The 16,926-nt window shown below is 70.7% G+C and carries 17 protein-coding genes; 8 read left to right on the plus strand and 9 right to left on the minus strand.

The annotated features are described in order from the left end of the window. Positions 1–31 precede the first annotated feature (31 nt). On the minus strand, positions 32–1,573 hold the full coding sequence (locus tag AB0I81_RS12350) for a M28 family metallopeptidase (RefSeq protein WP_360654370.1): 1,542 nt from the start codon (positions 1,571–1,573) through the stop codon (positions 32–34). A 143-nt stretch (positions 1,574–1,716) separates the two neighbouring features. On the opposite strand from AB0I81_RS12350, the gene AB0I81_RS12355 reads away from it, so the two are divergent. Continuing rightward, positions 1,717–2,562: an aldo/keto reductase gene (locus AB0I81_RS12355; RefSeq protein WP_360654374.1), complete on the plus strand. Its 846-nt coding sequence runs from the start codon at positions 1,717–1,719 to the stop codon at positions 2,560–2,562. A 48-nt stretch (positions 2,563–2,610) separates the two neighbouring features. Here AB0I81_RS12355 and AB0I81_RS12360 read toward each other — a convergent pair whose 3' ends face one another. From AB0I81_RS12360 to AB0I81_RS12370, 3 genes are all read right to left on the minus strand, one after another. After that, a complete protein-coding gene (locus tag AB0I81_RS12360; RefSeq protein WP_360654377.1) occupies positions 2,611–4,569 on the minus strand; it encodes a glycosyl hydrolase family 18 protein in 1,959 nt (652 codons plus the stop codon). Between the two features lie 127 nt (positions 4,570–4,696). After that, the gene (locus AB0I81_RS12365) at positions 4,697–5,425 is read right to left on the minus strand and encodes an aspartate/glutamate racemase family protein (RefSeq protein WP_360654380.1); all 729 of its coding nucleotides are present in this window, start codon (positions 5,423–5,425) and stop codon (positions 4,697–4,699) included. Continuing rightward, positions 5,422–6,882: an NCS1 family nucleobase:cation symporter-1 gene (locus tag AB0I81_RS12370; protein WP_360654383.1), complete on the minus strand. Its 1,461-nt coding sequence runs from the start codon at positions 6,880–6,882 to the stop codon at positions 5,422–5,424. Before AB0I81_RS12370 ends, AB0I81_RS12365 begins: the two co-directional genes overlap by 4 nt. 108 nt (positions 6,883–6,990) lie before the next feature. Here AB0I81_RS12370 and AB0I81_RS12375 point away from each other — a divergent pair, with 108 nt between their 5' ends. From AB0I81_RS12375 to AB0I81_RS12395, 5 genes are all read left to right on the plus strand, one after another. Next, a complete protein-coding gene (locus AB0I81_RS12375; RefSeq protein ID WP_360654386.1) occupies positions 6,991–7,572 on the plus strand; it encodes an XRE family transcriptional regulator in 582 nt (193 codons plus the stop codon). Positions 7,573–7,679: 107 nt separating this feature from the next. Beyond that, positions 7,680–7,985 (plus strand): luciferase family protein, encoded by a 306-nt coding sequence (locus AB0I81_RS12380; protein ID WP_360654389.1) that lies wholly within the window; start codon positions 7,680–7,682, stop codon positions 7,983–7,985. A 67-nt stretch (positions 7,986–8,052) separates the two neighbouring features. Further along, entirely contained in the window at positions 8,053–9,348 is a 1,296-nt protein-coding gene (locus AB0I81_RS12385; RefSeq protein ID WP_360654392.1) for a Tm-1-like ATP-binding domain-containing protein, read from the plus strand. Further along, positions 9,345–10,160: a phosphoenolpyruvate hydrolase family protein gene (locus AB0I81_RS12390; protein WP_360654395.1), complete on the plus strand. Its 816-nt coding sequence runs from the start codon at positions 9,345–9,347 to the stop codon at positions 10,158–10,160. Before AB0I81_RS12385 ends, AB0I81_RS12390 begins: the two co-directional genes overlap by 4 nt. 13 nt (positions 10,161–10,173) lie before the next feature. Further along, positions 10,174–10,587, plus strand: a complete 414-nt coding sequence (locus tag AB0I81_RS12395) for a cupin domain-containing protein (RefSeq protein ID WP_360654398.1) — start codon at positions 10,174–10,176, stop codon at positions 10,585–10,587. Here AB0I81_RS12395 and AB0I81_RS12400 read toward each other — a convergent pair. Genes AB0I81_RS12400 through AB0I81_RS12415 form a run of 4 tightly spaced genes read right to left on the minus strand, consistent with a single transcriptional unit; the run spans position 10,574 to position 14,060 of the window. Next, positions 10,574–11,530: a catechol 2,3-dioxygenase gene (locus tag AB0I81_RS12400; protein WP_360654400.1), complete on the minus strand. Its 957-nt coding sequence runs from the start codon at positions 11,528–11,530 to the stop codon at positions 10,574–10,576. The two genes, AB0I81_RS12395 and AB0I81_RS12400, sit on opposite strands and share 14 nt — an antisense overlap. Then, positions 11,527–12,609: a 4-oxalomesaconate tautomerase gene (locus AB0I81_RS12405; protein WP_360654403.1), complete on the minus strand. Its 1,083-nt coding sequence runs from the start codon at positions 12,607–12,609 to the stop codon at positions 11,527–11,529. The genes AB0I81_RS12400 and AB0I81_RS12405 overlap by 4 nt, the downstream gene beginning before the upstream one ends. 9 nt (positions 12,610–12,618) lie before the next feature. Further along, positions 12,619–13,320: a 4-carboxy-4-hydroxy-2-oxoadipate aldolase/oxaloacetate decarboxylase gene (locus AB0I81_RS12410; RefSeq protein WP_360654406.1), complete on the minus strand. Its 702-nt coding sequence runs from the start codon at positions 13,318–13,320 to the stop codon at positions 12,619–12,621. Beyond that, entirely contained in the window at positions 13,317–14,060 is a 744-nt protein-coding gene (locus tag AB0I81_RS12415) for a PIG-L deacetylase family protein (protein WP_360654409.1), read from the minus strand. The genes AB0I81_RS12410 and AB0I81_RS12415 overlap by 4 nt, the downstream gene beginning before the upstream one ends. Before the next feature lie 140 nt (positions 14,061–14,200). Here AB0I81_RS12415 and AB0I81_RS12420 point away from each other — a divergent pair, with 140 nt between their 5' ends. Then, positions 14,201–15,217: a DUF1932 domain-containing protein gene (locus tag AB0I81_RS12420; protein WP_360654412.1), complete on the plus strand. Its 1,017-nt coding sequence runs from the start codon at positions 14,201–14,203 to the stop codon at positions 15,215–15,217. Between the two features lie 13 nt (positions 15,218–15,230). On the opposite strand, the gene AB0I81_RS12425 is transcribed toward AB0I81_RS12420, so the two are convergent. Then, complete coding sequence (locus AB0I81_RS12425; protein ID WP_360654415.1) at positions 15,231–15,872, minus strand: GntR family transcriptional regulator; 642 nt, start codon at positions 15,870–15,872, stop codon at positions 15,231–15,233. A gap of 60 nt (positions 15,873–15,932) precedes the next feature. Between AB0I81_RS12425 and AB0I81_RS12430 the strand changes: the two genes are divergently transcribed. After that, positions 15,933–16,925, plus strand: a complete 993-nt coding sequence (locus AB0I81_RS12430; protein ID WP_360654418.1) for an ABC transporter permease — start codon at positions 15,933–15,935, stop codon at positions 16,923–16,925. Position 16,926: the final 1 nt, after the last annotated feature.

Raw genomic sequence — 16,926 nt, forward strand, 5'->3', positions numbered from 1 at the left:
CCCGTCCTGGTGCGGGCGCCACGTGAGCGGGTCAGCTTGCCGAGTCGGCGGGCTTGTGGGTGTGGGTGTCGGTGGTGCGGGATGCCGGGGCGGGTGGGGTGGTGCCGATTGTGCCGGTGTTGAAGGCGTACGTGCCCGCCAGCGTCGCGATCGCGTCGGAGTTCACGTCCAGCGCCTTGTCGTTGACGTTCCTGATGGTGTCGCAGACGCTGTGGTAGCACGGGTCGAGCGGGATCCCGGCCGTGCCGCCGAAGATCGCCGCCTCCTCCTCGGTCTTGAGCACCTCGGCCCCGGTGAACAGCCCGCCGGACGGGATGCCGACGGCGATGAACGGCCCGTAGTCCGAGCGCCCGGTGAAGGCCGTGGCGGTGAAGGGCTGACCACGGTTGGCGAAGAACTTCTCGAAGTCCTCCTCGATCACGTCCGACCCGGGAGGCCCGGCGGTGCCGAACGCGTCCCCGTCACCGTCGTAGATCCCGAACGTGTAGTTCGGCGAGGCGATCATGTCGAAGTTCAGGTAGAGGGTGATCTTGGCCCGCTCCTCCGGCGTCAGCGCGTTCACGTAGTGCTGGGAGCCGAGCAGCCCGAACTCCTCCGCGCCCCAGAAGGCGAAGCGCATCTGGTTCTTCGGCTTGCTCCTGGCCATCTGCAGCGCCACTTCGAGGATGCCGGCCGTGCCCGAGCCGTTGTCGTTGATGCCGGGCCCCTCCTGGACGCTGTCCAGGTGCGCCCCGAGCATGACGACGTTGTCCGGGTTGCCCTTCCTGCTCTGCGCGATCACGTTGTAGGTGGTCCTGGTCTCCACGATCGGGTCCCAGTTCATCTGCACCGTGGTGCCCGCCGTCGCGGCCAGTTCGTTGCCCACCGCGAAGCTGGTGAAGAAGGAGGGGATCGTCACGCCGGGCCCGCCGAGGGTCGGGTTCAGGTCGATCTCGGTACGGCCCTCCTGCCCCTCGTTGAACACCACGGCCGCCGAGGCCCCGGCGGCGATGGCGTTGTCCACCTTGATCCGGAAGCTGCAGGTGCCGCGCTGCATCAGCGCGATGTTCCCGGCAGTGAACCCGGCGAAGTCGGCCGCCTCACATCCCGAGCTGGAGCTGTTGGCCACGGGACCGGGCGGCAGCACGAGGTCCACCGCCTGAAGCGTGCCGCTGACGGCGCCGGCCGGGGAGTCCTGCATGGCGACGTAGTCGCTGAAGAACCCGTAGGTGTAGGTCTTCTGCGTCCCGCTGGTCCGCTTGAACACCGGCGGGGTGATGTAGCCGTCGAAGGTGAACTCGAACGGCTGGATGGTCACGTCGTATCCGGCGCGGCGCAGCAGGTACGCCACGTAGTCGCGGGAGAGGTCGAAGCCGCGGGTGCCGGAGACGCGGGTGTCGTCGTTCAGTTTGGCGATCGCCTGCAACGCCCACAGATGTTTCTTGACGTTCTTGCCGGAGACGGCCTTGACGAGCTGGCGTACCGAATCCTTGGAGCCGTGCGCGTCCGCGGGGGAGGCGAAGGCGATCGGGGCGAGGACTACGGCGGCGGCCGTGATGGCGCCGATCACGCTCTTGCGTAAGTGGGAACGCATACTGCTGCACCTCGAAACGTGGAAGGTGAACCAGGTGAAAATGCGCGCGTGACACGAAACGTATTCATCAGCCACGTGATAGGGAAGATTGACCGCATATCCGTTGCATCACGGACTCCGAACGTCGCAAGGTGAGGAACCGCATGTCCATCTCGCTCCCGTCCACCGGCACGCTGACCATCGGCGGCAAGACCGTGCACCGGCTGGGCTACGGGGCCATGAGCCTGACGGGGCCGGGCGTCTGGGGGCCGCCCCGGGACCGCGACGAGGCGATCAGGGTGCTGCGCCGGGTGGTGGAGCTGGGGGTGAACTTCATCGACACGGCCGACTCGTACGGGCCGTACATCAACGAGGAGCTGATCCGTGAGGCCCTGCAGCCCTATCCGGAGGGGCTGCTGATCGCGACCAAGGCCGGGTTCGTACGCACGGGGCCGAGCCAGTGGCACGCCGTGGGACGCCCCGAGTACCTGCGGCAGGAGGTCGAGATGAGCCTGCGCAGGCTCGGCGTCGAGCGGCTGGACCTGCTGCAGTTGCACCGCATCGACCCGCTGGTGCCGCTGGAGGACCAGATCGGCGAGCTGAAGGCGCTCAGCGACGAAGGCAAGATCGCGAACATCGGCCTGTCGGAGGTGAGCGTCGAGGAGCTGGAGCGGGCGCGGCGCACCGCCCCGATCGTCTCCGTGCAGAACCGCTACAGCTTCAGCAACCGCGTCTCGGAGCAGGTGCTGGAGCACTGCGAGGAGCAGGGGATCGTCTTCATCCCCTTCAGCCCCATCTCCAAGGGCGCCCTGGCCGGTCCCGGCAGTCCGGTGGAGCATGTGGCCAAGGCCACCGGGGCCACGCCCGCGCAGGTCAGCCTGGCCTGGTTGCTGGCGCGCTCCCCGATGATGTTGCCGATCCCCGGCACCTCCTCGATCGCCCACCTGGAGGAGAACCTGGGGGCCTCGAGCGTGACGCTGACCGCCGGGCAGGTGGCCGAGCTGGGGTGAAGTGAAAAGGGCCGGCCCCCAGGCGCGGAAGGCCGGCCCAAGCCCGGGTCAGCCCAGGCCGCTCTTCATGGCGGTGACCAGCTCACCGTTGGTCGTGTCGCCGCTGAGCTCCCAGAAGAACGCGCCGCCGAGGCCCTGGTTCTTCGAGTAGCTCATCTTGCCGCCGATCGTGGACGGCGTGTCGTAGCTCCACCACTGGTTGCCGCAGTGCGCGTACGCCGTGCCCGCGACCGTCCCGGTGGCCGGGCAGCGCGTCTTGAGCACCTTGTAGTCCTCGATGCCCGCCTCGTACGTGCCCGGCGCGGCCCCGCTGGCCGTGCCGCCCGGCGCCGCCTGGCTCACCCCGGTCCAGCCGCGGCCGTAGAAGCCGATGCCGAGCAGCAGCTTGCTCGCCGGGATGCCCTTGCTCTTGAGCTTCTGGATCGCGGAGTCGGAGTGGAAGCCGGCGATCGGGATGCCGGTGTAGCTGTTGAGCGGCGAGTGCGGAGCCGTCGGACCCTGCGGCGCCCACGCGCCGAAGAAGTCGTAGGTCATGACGTTGTACCAGTCCACGTACTGCGCCGCGCCGCCGTAGTCGGCCGCGTCGATCTTGCCGCCGTTGGTGCCGTCGGCGGTGATCGCGGCGGTGACCAGGTTGCCGGAGCCGAAGCGGGCGCGCATCGCCGACATGACGTTCCTGAACGCGGCCGGGCCACTGGTGTCGCAGGTCAGGCCGCAGGCGTTCGGGTACTCCCAGTCGAGGTCGATGCCGTCGAACACGTCCGCCCAGCGCGGGTCCTCCACCAGCCGGTAGCAGGACTCGGCGAAGGCGGCCGGGTTCTGCGCGGCCTGGCCGAAGCCGCCGGACCAGGTCCAGCCGCCGAAGGAGAAGAGCACCTTCAGGTGCGGGTGCTTCTGCTTGAGCTTGCGCAGCTGGTTGAAGTTGCCGCGCAGCGCGCCGGCGTCCCAGGTGTCGGCGACGCCGTCCACGCTCTCGCCCGCCTGGTAGAAGCGGTCGTAGTCGGCGTAGCTGTCGCCGATCGTGCACTGGCCGTTCTGCACGTTGCCGAAGGCGTAGTTGATGTGCGTCATCTTGGCCGCGGAGCCGCTGGTGTCGATGTTCTTGACGTGGTAGCCGCGCTGGTAGACGCCCCACTGCACGAAGTATCCGAGCACCTTGTTACCGCCGCCGCCGTTGCCGCCCGTGGTCGTGGCGGTGACGCTGTTGCTGTTGGCGGAGCGGTTGCCGGCGGCGTCGCGGGCGCGGACGGTGTAGCTGTAGGCGGTGCTGGCGGTCAGGCCGGTGTCGGTGTGGGTGGTGCCGGTGACGGTGGTGACGAGGGTGCCGCCGCGGTAGATCTCGTAGCCGGTGACGGCCACGTTGTCGGTGGAGGCGTTCCAGGCCAGGGAGACGCTGTTGTTCGTCACGCCGGTCGAGCGCAGGTTGCCCGGCACGGTCGGCGGGCTGGTGTCCGTGCCGCCGCCGCCCGTGGTGGTCGCCGTGACGCTGTTGCTGTTGGCGGAGCGGTTGCCGGCGGCGTCGCGGGCGCGGACGGTGTAGTTGTAGGCGGTGCTGGCGGTCAGGCCGGTGTCGGTGTGGGTGGTGCCGGTGACGGTGGTGACGAGGGTGCCGCCGCGGTAGATCTCGTAGCCGGTGACGGCCACGTTGTCGGTCGAGGCGTTCCAGGCCAGGGTGACGCTGGTGTTGGTGACCCCGGTCGAGCGCAGGTTGCCGGGGACGCTGGGCGCGGTGGTGTCGGTGCCGCCGCCGGTCGTGACCTTCCACAGGGCGGGCACGTTCGGGGGCTCCCAGCCGGGCTGGGAGGTGTGCCCCTGCAGGCACTGGTAGGTGACTCCGTTGTAGGTGACCTGCGCGCCCGTGGCATAGGCCGTCCAGGGCGCCCAGTCGGCCGCGGCGACCCGCACGACCGAGGCGGCGGCCCCGGTCGGGGCCGCGACGATGGCGGTCAGGGGCAGCACTAAGGCCGCCAGCCCGGCGAGGATCTTGCTCAGGATGGTGTGTCTCATGATGCTCCGACATCCGGTTGGGGGGTGTACGGGGGGTCGGGATGCCTTTGGAAACTATTAGGAAAGTTTCCTTTTAGTTATGGGCCGACGTTATCCCCAACCTGCGCAGGCAGTCAATACATCTCGCTCAGATCGTGAAATCGCGCAGTAAACCGGAGTAACGCTTGGGAAGCGGCCTGGCGTACTCGCCGCGCGTGCTCGTCCGCAGGCCGAGGGCCACCAGCGACTCGGCGAACCTGGTCGCCGCGCCCACCCCGTCGATCACCGGCACGCCCGTCGCGCGTGACACCTCCGCGCAGAACTCCGCCATGCCCGCGCAGCCCAGCACGATCGAATCGCTGCCGTCCCGCTCGACCGCCGCCGCGCACAACTCGGTCACCGCCTTGCGGGCCGGCGGCCGTTCCAGGTCCAGGACCGGGATGTCGCAGGCGTGCACGCCCCGGCAGGCGGTGGCGAAGCCGTACCTGTGCGCCAGCTCCCAGGCCCGGCCGGCCGTCCTGGACAACGTCGTCACCACGCTGAAGCTCCGGCCGACCAGCGTGGCGGCGTGCATGGCGGCCTCCGCGATGCCGATCACGGGGCCGGTGGCCAGCTCGCGGGCGGCGTCCAGGCCGGGGTCGCCGAAGCAGGCGATGACGTACGCGTCCGCCCCCTCCCGCTCGCCCGCCGCGATCTCCGCCAGCACGCCCGGCACGGCCAGCGCCTCGTCATAGTGGCTCTCGATCGACTCCGGGCCCATGGCGGGGCTCACGGCCGTGACCTTGGTCGATGGGGACGCCACCGCCCTGGCGCAACGACCGATGGAGGCGGTCATGGCCAGGGCGGTGTTGGGGTTGATCACCCGGATGTGGGTCATGCGGGGACGATTCTGGGCGTACGGCGCTCCAGCAGGACCATCGCGGCGAAGCCCAGCCCGCAGCCGATGAACCAGCTGTAGTCGGCCAGCCAGGTCAGATCGGCCGCCGTGACCCACTTCGGCACCAGGACCGAGGCGATGGCGGGCCCGCCGCTCGTGACCGTGGCCCAGATCGCGTTCGGGTTGTAGCCCCGGCTGAACCAGTACCGCCCGGAGGTCCGCATGGTGAACAACTCGTCCACCGAGACCCGCTGCCGCGCGCACACGTAGTAGCCCGCGATCAGGATGCCGAACAGCGGCCCGATCAGCGCGCCCAGCAGGCCCAGCGTGTAGTGGATGGCGTCGGGGTTGCCGTACCAGTTCCAGGGCGTGAGCAGCACCGAGCCGACCGCCGCGATCATCCCGCCGGTGCGCCAGCTGATCCGCTGCGGGCTGACGTTGGAGAAGTCGAACGCCGGGGAGATGAAGTTCGCCACGATGTTGATGCCCACCGTCGCGATCACGAAGGTGAGGCCGCCCAGCAGGATCGCGAACGGCGTGTCGATGCGCTGCACCGTGTGGATCGGGTCGGTGATCAGCTCGCCGAACACCGGCACCGTGGCCGACGCGGTGATCACCGTCAGCAGGGAGAAGAACAGGAAGTTGATCGGCAGGCCGAGGAAGTTGCCGCGTTTGACGGCCTCGAACGAGCGGCCGTACCTGGAGAAGTCGCCGAAGTTCAGCATCGGGCCGGAGAAGTAGGACACCACCAGGGCGATGGCGCTCAGCATCACCGGGATCGACTCGGCGAACCCGAGGCTGTCGCCCTGGGTCAGGTCCAGGCTGATGTTCTCCCAGCCGGCCTGGCTCACCAGGTAGACGGCCAGCACGACCATGACGACGTACACGGCGGGTCCCGCCCAGTCCACGAACCGCCTGATCGCGTCCATGCCCCGCCAGAACACCGCCGCCTGCGCCAGCCACAGGATGGCGTAGCAGATGTAGCCGAGCGCGGACAGGCCGAGGAAGCTCGGCTCGTTGAGCGCGGCCGAGGCGGGCCAGAACTTCAGGAAGATGATGATGAGCGACTGCGAGGCCAGGTACGTCTGCACGCCGTACCAGGCGATGGCGATCGCGCCGCGCACGATGGCCGGGATGTTCGCGCCGAGCACGCCGAAGACGGCCCGGTTGATCACCGGGTACGGCACGCCGGTGATCTGGCTGGGCTTGGCCACCAGGTTGCAGAAGACGTTGACGATGACGATGCCGGCCAGCAGCGCGAACAACACCTGCCAGCTCGCCAGGCCCAGCGCGAACAGGCTGCCCGCCGTCACGTAGCCGCCGACGCTGTGCACGTCGGACATCCAGAAGGCGAAGATGTTGTACGACGACCACGTCTGCTTGCGCAGCGGGGCCAGGTCCTCGTTGGTGAGCCGGGGGTCGTGGGGCGGGGCTTGGGCGACAGTGGGCTGCGTCATGTGCGGCATCCTTGGGGGGTGGGTCGCCGGATGGTGTTAAGCCATCACTTAACACTCCTTCCAGAGTGACCCCGATTGCGCCCGTGTTAAAGCCATGTGACGGAGGTCATGGACGACCTGGAGGCGGTCAGCAGCGAACGGCTCGGCCGGCGGTTGCGGGAACTCCGTACGGAGTCCGGCATGTCGCTGCGGGCGGTGGCTCGCGAGCTGGGCATCTCGGCCAGCGCCGTGTCGCAGATCGAGCGGGGCACGATGCGGCCCTCGGTGAGCCGGCTGATCGCGTACGTGTCCGCCATCGGAGCGCCGCTGGCCGCCGTCTTCGACCTGACCGGGCAGAAGGAGCCGCCACCGGAGCTGGCCGTCAGGCGGGCGGGCGAGGTGGCGCCGATCCGGCTCGGCGGGGGAGTGACGTTCCGGCGGTTGTCCCCGGGGCCCACGCCGGACGTCGAGTTCTTCGAGTCCACCTACCCGCCGCACGCCGTCTCCACCGCGCACGGCCAGTTCCTCAAGCACGAGGGATACGAGGTCGGGACGGTGACGGCGGGGGAGCTGACCATCGAGTTCGAGTCCGAGGCCGTCACCCTGGCGGCCGGCGACTCGATCACTTTCCCGTGCAGCCGCCCGCACATCATCGGCAACCGCTCCGCCACAGTCACGGCCGTTGCCACCTGGCTCATCGTGCACGGCTGATAACGGTTGCAGAACGGACGATGACGCCGAGGAGGCCCATACCTCAGCATTGAGGTGTGGCAGGTATGACCGCCGGGCGGCGGGCGGCTGAACGTCGGGGGCCCTACGTGGCCCGTGCAGTGGCGGAACTGCGGTCCTGGCCCGCCCTGGTGGTGAGCGACGGGCGGCGGGGCACCAGCTTCGCCGTACGCGGAACCGAGATCCTCCGGTTGACCGGCGCCGACGAGGTGCGGGTCCGCCTGACCGCGCCCGCGATCGACCGGCTGGCGCCCTACCTGAGCACGTGCGAGCAGGTGCAGGCGTGCGAGGACCGGGCCTGGGTGGCCGTGGTGGTGGACGCCGAGCCGGACCTGGAGTTGCTGTTCGCGCTGACCAGCGTGGCCATCAAGGAGCACGTGCCGATCGAGGCGTGATTCTCCGCACCACGGGGGAGGCTGCTGGGAGGCGGCGAACCACCGTGGGTCAGGAGGAGGGTCGAGCATGGCCGTGTTACTGCTGGGAACTTTCGACACCAAAGGCAGCGAATACGCCTATGTCCGCGATCTCGTCGCAGCGGCGGGACAGGAGGTCCTGCTGCTCGACGTGGGCGTCATGGGCGATCCGGCCCTGCCCGCGGATGTGAGCGCCGAGGCTGTCGCCGAGGCGGGTGGGTCGAGTCTCGCGCGGCTCAGGGACGCCGGTGACCGGGGCGCGGCCCTGGAGACTATGGCGGCCGGAGCGGCGAAGATCGTCCGTGAGCTGTACGAGCGCGGCGGGCTGAGCGGCGTGCTGGCGCTCGGCGGCAGCGGCGGCTCCTCGATCGCGGCGGTCGCCATGGCGGCTCTGCCCGTGGGGCTGCCCAAGCTGCTGGTCTCCACCATGGCGAGCGGGGACGTCTCCCCTTATGTCGGGCAGAGCGACGTGACGCTCATGTACAGCGTGGTCGATGTCGCCGGGATCAACGCCATCTCGCGCCCGATCCTCGGCAACGCGGCGGCGGCGATCAGCGCGATGGCCGCCGCCTACGACGCGCGCCACCGAGCGGACGATGAACACGCGCGCCGCCGTGACCACGACGAGCGCCGCCGCGCCCCCGCGGATCACCTCAGCGGGCAGGGCGCGGACCGGCCGCTGGTCGCGGCCACGATGTTCGGCGTCACCACGCCCGCCGTGGACGCCGCGCGGGCCAGGCTGGAGGAGTTGGGCTACGAGGTGATCGTCTTTCACGCCACCGGGTCGGGCGGCCGTTCGATGGAATCGCTCGTCGCGAGCGGCTACTTCGCCGGGGTCCTCGACCTGACCACCACCGAACTGGCCGACGAACTGGTCGGCGGCGTCCTGTCGGCCGGGCCCGAGCGCCTGACCGCCGCCGGGGCCGCGGGCGTGCCGCAGGTCGTCAGCCTGGGCGCGGTGGACATGGTGAACTTCGGGCCGATGGACACCGTGCCCGAGCGGTTCCGGGAACGACTTCTCCTGGTGCACAACCCGACCGTGACGCTGATGCGTACGACCGTGGAGGAGTGCGCCGCGATCGGCGGGGAGATCGGCGCGAAGCTGGCCGCAGCCACCGGGCCCGTCGCGTTGTTCGTGCCGCGCGGCGGCGTCTCCGCCGTGGACGTCGAAGGCGGCCCGTTCCACGACCCCGGCGCCGACACCGCCTGCTTCGAGGCCGTGCTGCGGGCCGTGGCGGGCAGCGACGTGCAGGTGGTGGAGAGCGAGGACGACATCAACCAGCCCCGGTTCGCGGTGGCCGCCGCCGACCGGTTGCACGAGCTGATCCAGAAAGGGGCGGCATGAACCGCGAGGAGGCACTCGCCAGGCTGCGCGCGGAGCAGAAGGCGGGCCGGCTCATCATCGGCGGCGGCGCGGGCACCGGGCTGTCCGCCAAGGCGGCCGAGACCGGCGGCGTGGACCTGCTCATCATCTACAACTCGGGCCGGTTCAGGATGGCCGGGCGCGGCTCGCTGGCGGGGCTGCTGCCGTACGGGGACGCCAACGCCATCGTCGTCGAGATGGCCGGCGAGGTGCTGCCGGTCGTCAGGGACACCCCCGTGCTGGCCGGCGTGTGCGGGACCGACCCGTTCCGGCTCATGCCGCAGTTCCTCGACCAGCTCAAGGCCATGGGCTTCGCCGGCGTGCAGAACTTCCCGACGGTCGGCCTCATCGACGGCGTCTTCCGGGCGAACCTGGAGGAGACCGGCATGGGGTTCGGCCTGGAGGTCGAGATGATCAGGCTCGCGGCCGAGCGCGGCCTGCTCACCGCCCCCTACGTCTTCACTCCCGACGAGGCCACCGCCATGGCCGAGGCGGGCGCCGACATCCTCGTGCCGCACATGGGCCTGACCACCAAGGGGAGCATCGGCGCCAAGACCGCGCTCACGCTGGAGGAGTCGGCCGTGCGCGTCCAGGCGATGCACGACGCCGCCAAGGCCGTCAACCCCGAGGTCATCGTGTTGTGCCACGGCGGCCCCATCGCCGAGCCCGACGACGTGCGCTTCATCCAGGAGCGCACCACCGGGATCGCGGGCTTCTTCGGCGCCTCCTCGATGGAGCGCCTGCCCGCCGAACGCGCCATCGCCGACCAACTGCGTGCCTTCAAGGCCCTCTGAAAAGGAGCACGTCATGCACCGCCAACCGGACGCCGTGCCCACCATGCTGTTCGACTGGGGCAGCATCAAATGGCACGTCACCCCGGGCACCGTGCCCGGCGCGTCGTCCACGTTCGGCGAGGTCGTGATCAACCCGAACAAGGGGCACGACCGCCACCTGCACCCCGGCTCCGACGAGGTGCTCTACATCATCGAGGGCGAGGGACGCCAGACCGTCGGCGACGATCCCGAGTTCGCGGTGAAGGCAGGGGACGCCGTCTACATCCCCATGGGGACGTTGCACTCGACGTTCAACACCGGGTGGCGGCCCTTGCGGATCATCGCGACGTACACGCCGGGCGGCGCCGAGGACGCGCTGCGCGAACTGCCCGGCTTCGTGGAGCTCCCTCCCGGTGAGCAGCCGACGTGGGCGGTCAAGCTGGGCTGACCGGCGGGGTTCCGTGGGTGTGGAAGGAGGAGATCGTCTTCAGGCCCCACGCCTGGCCCTTGGCGCGCTCGGCCTCCGTCCACGTGATGGTCCGCCAGTCGGGGGCCAGGATGAGCCTGGTCAGCGGGTTGCACAGCTCGATGCGGTTGCCGCCGGGCTCGTAGACGTACAGGAAGAAGGTCTGCTGGATGGCGTGTTTGTGCGGGCCCGTCTCGATGAAGACGCCGTTCTCCAGGCAGATGTCGGCGGCCCGCAGGATGTCCTCGCGGGAGTTCGTGGCGAACGCGAGGTGGTGCAGGCGGCCGGAGGAGCCCGACCGGTCGTCGGTGTAGACGAGGTCGTAGGACTTGTTCGCGAAGTGCAGCCACTGGGCCGAGATCCGGCCGCTGTCCAGCATGATCTGCTCGGTCACGCGGGCGCCGAGCACGTCGCGCACGAACGCCCCGCTGGCGGCCGCCTCGGCCGCCAGGAAGTTGACATGGTCGAGGCGCCGCACGCCGACCCCGTGGCCGGGGAAGGACTGCGGCTGGTTCTTCAGCGCCGGGCGCAACTCCTCCGGGGCCTCGTACCACTCCGACTCCCAATACAGGCGCAGCTCGTGGCCGTCCGGGTCGTGGAAGGCGTAGGTCGGGCCGCGGCCCGGCTCGCCGTCGCGCCAGCCGATGCCCAGGCCCGCGTCCTTGATCGCCAGCACCCGGCGGTCGAGGGCCTCCTGGCTGCTCGCGCGCAGGCCCGTGGCACGCAGACCCGAGGTGCGGTACGCGGTCAGCGTCAGGCTGTGGTGCTCGTAGTCGTCATAGGTGCGCAGGTAGACCGAGTCGCCGTGGCGGCCGGCGGCCGTCATGCCGAGGATCTCGGTGAAGAACCACAGGCTCCGCTCCGGCTCGGGGGTGAGCAGTTCGACGTGGCCGAGGTGGGCGACGTCGTGCAGCAGGGCGTTCACGGATTCCTCTCCCGTGGGTAGACCGTTCCGTCGAAGAGTTTGCGCGCGGTGCGTACGTTCGCCGCCCGCAGCGCGACGGGCGGGTCGGCGGACAGGTCGAGCTCCACCTCGACCTCCAGGTGGCCGGTGGGATGCTCGATGTCGAAGCGGTCGCCGTCCGGCAGGCGGGCGTGCCGCCCGGCCACGCCGTCCGGCAGCAGCGCCGCCGTGACGACGCTGACGGCGCCCAGCACCCCGATCGCGGTGTGCGGCCTGACCGGGATGAACGTACGGGTGCACAGCGCCCCGCCGTCCCTGGGCGGCGCGACCAGCGTGGTCTTCGGCACGGACTCGCCCGCGACGTCGCCGAGCCCCATGAGCTTGCCCGCCCGGATCCGCAGCGACTGCACGCGCTCGCGCAGCCCGGCGTCGGCCGCGAGCTCCTCGTGGGACTCGTAGCCGGTGATCCCGAAGTCCCGGGCCGCCGCCACGACGACCGGCATGCCGTTGTCGACGCAGGTCACCTCGACGCCGTCGATCATGTCCCGCTGGTTGCCCGTCGGCAGCAGCCGCCCGGTGGCCGAGCCCGCGGTGTCGGCGAACCCGAGCAGGACCGCGGCGGCAGTGCCCGGCACCCCGGAGATCGCCGTGCCGCCCCGGTAGTCCACGCGGCCGTTCGGGGTCGGGAAACTGGCGGTGGCGGTGCCGCCGGTGTTGACCAGGCGGATGCGTACGTCGGTGTGGCCGTCACCGGGCTCCACGAGACCGCGTTCCACGGCGAAAGGGCCGACCCCGGCCAGCAGGTTGCCGCAGTTCTGGCGGGCGGAGACCACCGGCTCGTCCACGGCCACCTGGAGGAAGACGTAGTCCAGGTCGGCCGAGGGGTCGGCGCTCCTGGACACCACGGCGACCTTGCTGGTCAGCAGGTGCGCGCCGCCGATCCCGTCGATCTGGCGCGGGTCGGGGCTGCCCAGGAGGCGCAGCAGCAGGTCGTCGCGGTCGGCGGGGTCCTCGGGGAGGTCGCCGGCCAGGAAGTAGGCGCCCTTGGAGGTGCCGCCGCGCATCAGCATGCAGCGCACACCGTCATCATCCACCGTCATCGTTCACCGTCATCGGCCACCGTCGTACTCCCGTGCCGTCACGTAGGTGAGGCCGAGTTCGGGCAGCCGCTCGCGCAGGCCGTACCGGTCCAGGCCCAGCTCGCCCTTCTCGAACGCCTCCCGCGTGGCGGCCTCCTTGGCGGCCCTGGCGGCGGACGCCTCGATGCCCCGCTCCAGGTCCTGCCTCGGGCAGACCAGCACGCCGTCGTCGTCGGCGACGATCGTGTCGCCCGGCCTGACGAGCTGCCCGCCGATCGTGATCGGCACGTTGACCGCGCCCGGGGTCGCCTTGACGGTGCCCTGCGCGCTGACGGCCGCGCTCCAGGCGGGGAAGCCCATGGCGCGCAGTTCGGCCACGTCGCGCACGCCCGCGTTGATCACCACCCCGCGCACTCCCCGGTGCCGCAGCGCGGTCGCGAACAACTCGCCGAACATGCCGTCCGTGGACGGTGAGGTCGTGGTGACGACCAGGATGTCCCCCTCGCGGCACTGCTCGACCGCGACGTGGATCATCAGGTTGTCGCCCGGCCAGCTCAGCACGGTGACCGCGTTGCCGCCCGTGCGTGCCCCCGGCCAGGCGGGACGCAGCCCGGGGCCCAGGTAGCCGGTGCGGCCGAGCGCCTCGTGCACGGTCGCGACGCCGTACCCGGCCAGGGCGTCGATCCGGTCGAGATCGGCGCGCTCGATGTCGGTGACGATCACGTTCCTCACGACAACACGTCCGTGACCTGCGGGTACAGCCGCATGTACGCCTCGCCCATGGTGTCGTGCGCCAGCCCCAGGTTCGGGCCCGCGTTGCGCTTGAGCTGCACGCCACGGCGCTTGGCGAGGTCGGTGTAGTAGTCCCACATGTGCTGCTGCGCGGGCAGGCACTCCATCGCCTTGCGCTTCCTGTCGAAGACCGGGGTGATGTCCAGCAGCAGGTCGGGCTTGAAGTCGCACTGCTCGGGCTGGTGCGGCTCGAAGAAGAACACCGGCGGCGCGCCGAGCGGCTCGCCGGGCGCGTCGTAGCCGATGGCCTGCGCCAGCACCCGGGCCTGCAACGCCATGCGGGCCGCGGCGGGGTGGTCGCCGTTGTACGGGTCGGCCTGCGGATGGGTGAGCACCACGTCGGGCGCCAGCTCCCGGTAGACGCCCACCAGCCGGTCCACCAGCTCCGGGCTCTCCAGCAGGGGGTAGTCGCCCGCGTCGAAGAACTCGATCTCCGCGCCCAGCGTCGCGGCGGCGTTCTCCGCCTCCTCGCGCCGGATCGCCTTGATCTCCTCCAGCGTACGGCCGGCCCGCCATGCCTTCGCCGACTCGCCGCGTTCGCCGAAGCTGAGGCACACCACCTTCGCGCGTTCGCCACGGGCGGCGGCCAGTGCTATCGCGCCGCCCGCCCGCCAGACGAAGTCGCCGGCGTGCGCGCTGACCACCAAGAGGGTCCGGGATGAGGTCTTTGCCGAGGTCACCCGCCGACGCTAAGAGCCTGGCCGCTGGATTGTCAACAGTTTCACCTCTCGCGCCTCATTCCTGCGGAACTTTCGCCCTAGTCGCAAGTGAACATCGACAATATTGTCAACTATATGGCTCTCGATCGGAGAGGATGCCCATGGACGGACCCCAGGTGGCGCTACTCGGTTACGGCGAGGTCGGCCGCGTCCTCGCCGCCGGCCTCGCACCGCACACGCGGCTGCGCGTGTACGACCCGGCCTACCCGCCGAACGGCACGCCCGCCGGCTCGCCGGACGAATCGGTCGCACGATCGCCGGGTGGGTCGGCTGTGCGGTTGCCGGGCGGGTCGGCGGGCTGCGTGCTGGCCGGGTGCAATGCCGAGGCCGTGCGCGGGGCGGACGTCGTGATCGCCGTGACCACCGGCGCCGACAGCCTCGCCGCCTGCGCGCAGACCCGCCCGTACGTCAAGCCTGGAGCCCTCTACGCCGACCTGTCCACCAGCGCGCCCGGCGACAAGCGGCAGATCGCCGAGCTGCTGGAACCGGCGGGGGCGGCGGTCGTGGACGGCGCGATCATGGCGCCGATCCCGCTGCGCGGCCTGGCGACCCCCGTGCTGGCCAGCGGTGCCCACGCGGACCGCTTCGCCGCCTTCGCGGGGGAGCACGGCATGTCGGTGACGTCCATCGGCGGCTCGCCCGGCGACGCCGCCGCCAGGAAGCTGCTGCGCAGCGTGCTGGTCAAGGGGCTGAGCGCGCTGGCCATCGAGTCGCGGCGCGCGGCGGAGGCGGCCGGGCTGGGGGAGTGGTTCTGGGAGCATCTGGTGGAGACGGTGACGGCGGCGGACGAGGAGTTCGTGGTACGGCTGCTGCGCGGCGCCGGGCAGCACAGTGTGCGGCGCGTGCATGAGATGGAGGCCGCCACGCGCATGCTGGAGGCGCTCGGCGTCCCCGCGACCATGACCGAGGCCACGACCCGCACCCTCAACCAGATCACCCACACCGGCATCCCGATCACCCCAGACACGGCAACCATCCCGAGCACCTCAGACACGGCAACCATCCCGAGCACTTCGGGCGCGGCTATTTCGAGCACCTCGGGCGCGGCGGCCATCCCGACCGTTCCGGGCTCGGCGGCCGTTCCGGCTGCTCCCGAGGCTGACGGGGGTGGGGCGTGATGGGAGGAGGGCATCAGTCCGGGGTGGACTGCAGGGCTTTGGCGACGCTGCGCAGGTGCTGCCGCATGGCCGTCTGCGCCGCCTCGGGGTCGCGGGCCACGATGGCCGCCACGATCAACTCGTGCTGCGGCAACGACACCGCCGCCCGCCCCGGCTGCCTGGCCAGCCGGAACTTGTGCCGCACGACCTGGGCCCCCAGCCGTTCGATGATCGCCGCCGACGTACGATGCCCGGCGATCTCGCGTACCTTGGCGTGCAGCGCGGCGTTCAGCTCCGAGTACCGGTCCAGATCGCCCGCCTCCACGGCCGTCCGCATGTCGGCGACGATCTCCCGCAACCGCCCGGCCTGCTCGGGCGTGACCCGCTCGGCCGCCTTGGCCGCCGACAGGCCCTCCAGCACCATCCGCACCTCCGTGATCTCGACGGCCTCCGCCTTCGAGATCGCCCGGACGCGCGCCCCCTTGTTACGCAGGATCTCCACGAGCCCCTCACCGGCGAGCTCCTTGAACGCCTCGCGCACGGCGGCCCGCGCGGCGCCGAACTGCTCGCACACGTCGGCCTCGACCAGGCGCTGGTTGGGCACGAAGTCCCCGCCGAGTATGGCCGCCCTCAGCCGGTCGGTCAGCGTCTCGCCGGGCGGGGGACCTGAGCTCACGCCATCCTCCTACGTGTCGTGGTTGACAATATTATGGACAATCGCCCGCGAGGTGGGCGCGTGAGGGCGCGGGCGGTCAGGGAACTGCTGCCGTCCCCGGGCGGCCTGCTGCGGCAGGACTTCACCGGAGTGCTCGTCGCCACCGTCGTGCTCGTGCTGGTCGTCGGGGTGCGCGACGTCACGTTCCTGGAGTTCGGGCAGCTCTCCCAAGTGCTCAACCAGGCGGCCGTGGTCGGGGTGCTGGCGTGCGCGATGGCGTACCTGCTGGCCATGCGCGAGCTGGATCTGTCGGTCGGATCCGTGCTCGGGCTCTCCGCCCTGTGCGGCGCGCTGCTCATCCGCGCCGGCCTGAACCCCTGGCTGGCCGCCGTGCTCTGCGTGGCGGCGGGCGCGCTGCTCGGGCTGGTGAACGGCGTGCTGGTGGACCTGCTGCGGCTGCCCTCGATCGTGGCCACGCTCGCCACCCTGTCCACCTACCGTGGCCTGACGCACCGGCTGAGCGAGGGCAAGCAGGTGCTGGGCGCGCCGCTGACCGACCCGTTCTCCAGGTTCTTCGGCGCCAAGCTGATCGGCCTCGGCGTGAACTTCTGGGCGCTGGCCATCGCCGCCGCCATCCTGGTGCTGACCCTGAGCCACACCCCGTTCGGCTACCGCGTCCGCTCGATCGGCAGCAACCCGGAGGCGGCCCGGTTCAGCGGCATCCCCATCCGGCGCGTACGGCTGCAGGTGTTCGTGCTGGCAGGCGTCATGGGCGGGATCGCCGGGGCGCTCACGCTCGGCTACTTCGGCGTCGCCGACCCCAACGCCGGCTCCGGGTACGAGCTGCAGGCCATCGCCGCCGCGGTCATCGGCGGCACCCCGCTGTACGGCGGCCGGGCCAGCGTCACGGGGGCGGCGCTCGGAGCCGTGCTCCTGGAGGTCGTCAGGACCGCCCTGGCCTACTTCCGCATCGACATCAACTGGAACGACTTCACCACGGGGGCGGTCATTCTGCTGGCCGTCGGGCTCGCGAGCCTCCTGCGCAGACGGGCCGACGCCCGGCCTCATAGCTGAC

The organism is Nonomuraea sp. NPDC050404, from assembly GCF_040655495.1.
GTDB lineage: Bacteria > Actinomycetota > Actinomycetes > Streptosporangiales > Streptosporangiaceae > Nonomuraea.

Excerpts from the sequence above, each read along its gene's own strand:
- AB0I81_RS12350 (WP_360654370.1), bottom strand. The coding sequence starts at position 1,573 with ATGCGTTCCCACTTACGCAAGAGCGTGATCGGCGCCATCACGGCCGCC.
- AB0I81_RS12355 (WP_360654374.1), top strand. The coding sequence starts at position 1,717 with ATGTCCATCTCGCTCCCGTCCACCGGCACGCTGACCATCGGCGGCAAG.
- AB0I81_RS12360 (WP_360654377.1), bottom strand. The coding sequence starts at position 4,569 with ATGAGACACACCATCCTGAGCAAGATCCTCGCCGGGCTGGCGGCCTTA.
- AB0I81_RS12365 (WP_360654380.1), bottom strand. The coding sequence starts at position 5,425 with ATGACCCACATCCGGGTGATCAACCCCAACACCGCCCTGGCCATGACC.
- AB0I81_RS12370 (WP_360654383.1), bottom strand. The coding sequence starts at position 6,882 with ATGACGCAGCCCACTGTCGCCCAAGCCCCGCCCCACGACCCCCGGCTC.
- AB0I81_RS12375 (WP_360654386.1), top strand. The coding sequence starts at position 6,991 with ATGGACGACCTGGAGGCGGTCAGCAGCGAACGGCTCGGCCGGCGGTTG.
- AB0I81_RS12385 (WP_360654392.1), top strand. The coding sequence starts at position 8,053 with ATGGCCGTGTTACTGCTGGGAACTTTCGACACCAAAGGCAGCGAATAC.
- AB0I81_RS12390 (WP_360654395.1), top strand. The coding sequence starts at position 9,345 with ATGAACCGCGAGGAGGCACTCGCCAGGCTGCGCGCGGAGCAGAAGGCG.
- AB0I81_RS12395 (WP_360654398.1), top strand. The coding sequence starts at position 10,174 with ATGCACCGCCAACCGGACGCCGTGCCCACCATGCTGTTCGACTGGGGC.
- AB0I81_RS12405 (WP_360654403.1), bottom strand. The coding sequence starts at position 12,609 with ATGACGGTGGATGATGACGGTGTGCGCTGCATGCTGATGCGCGGCGGC.
- AB0I81_RS12420 (WP_360654412.1), top strand. The coding sequence starts at position 14,201 with ATGGACGGACCCCAGGTGGCGCTACTCGGTTACGGCGAGGTCGGCCGC.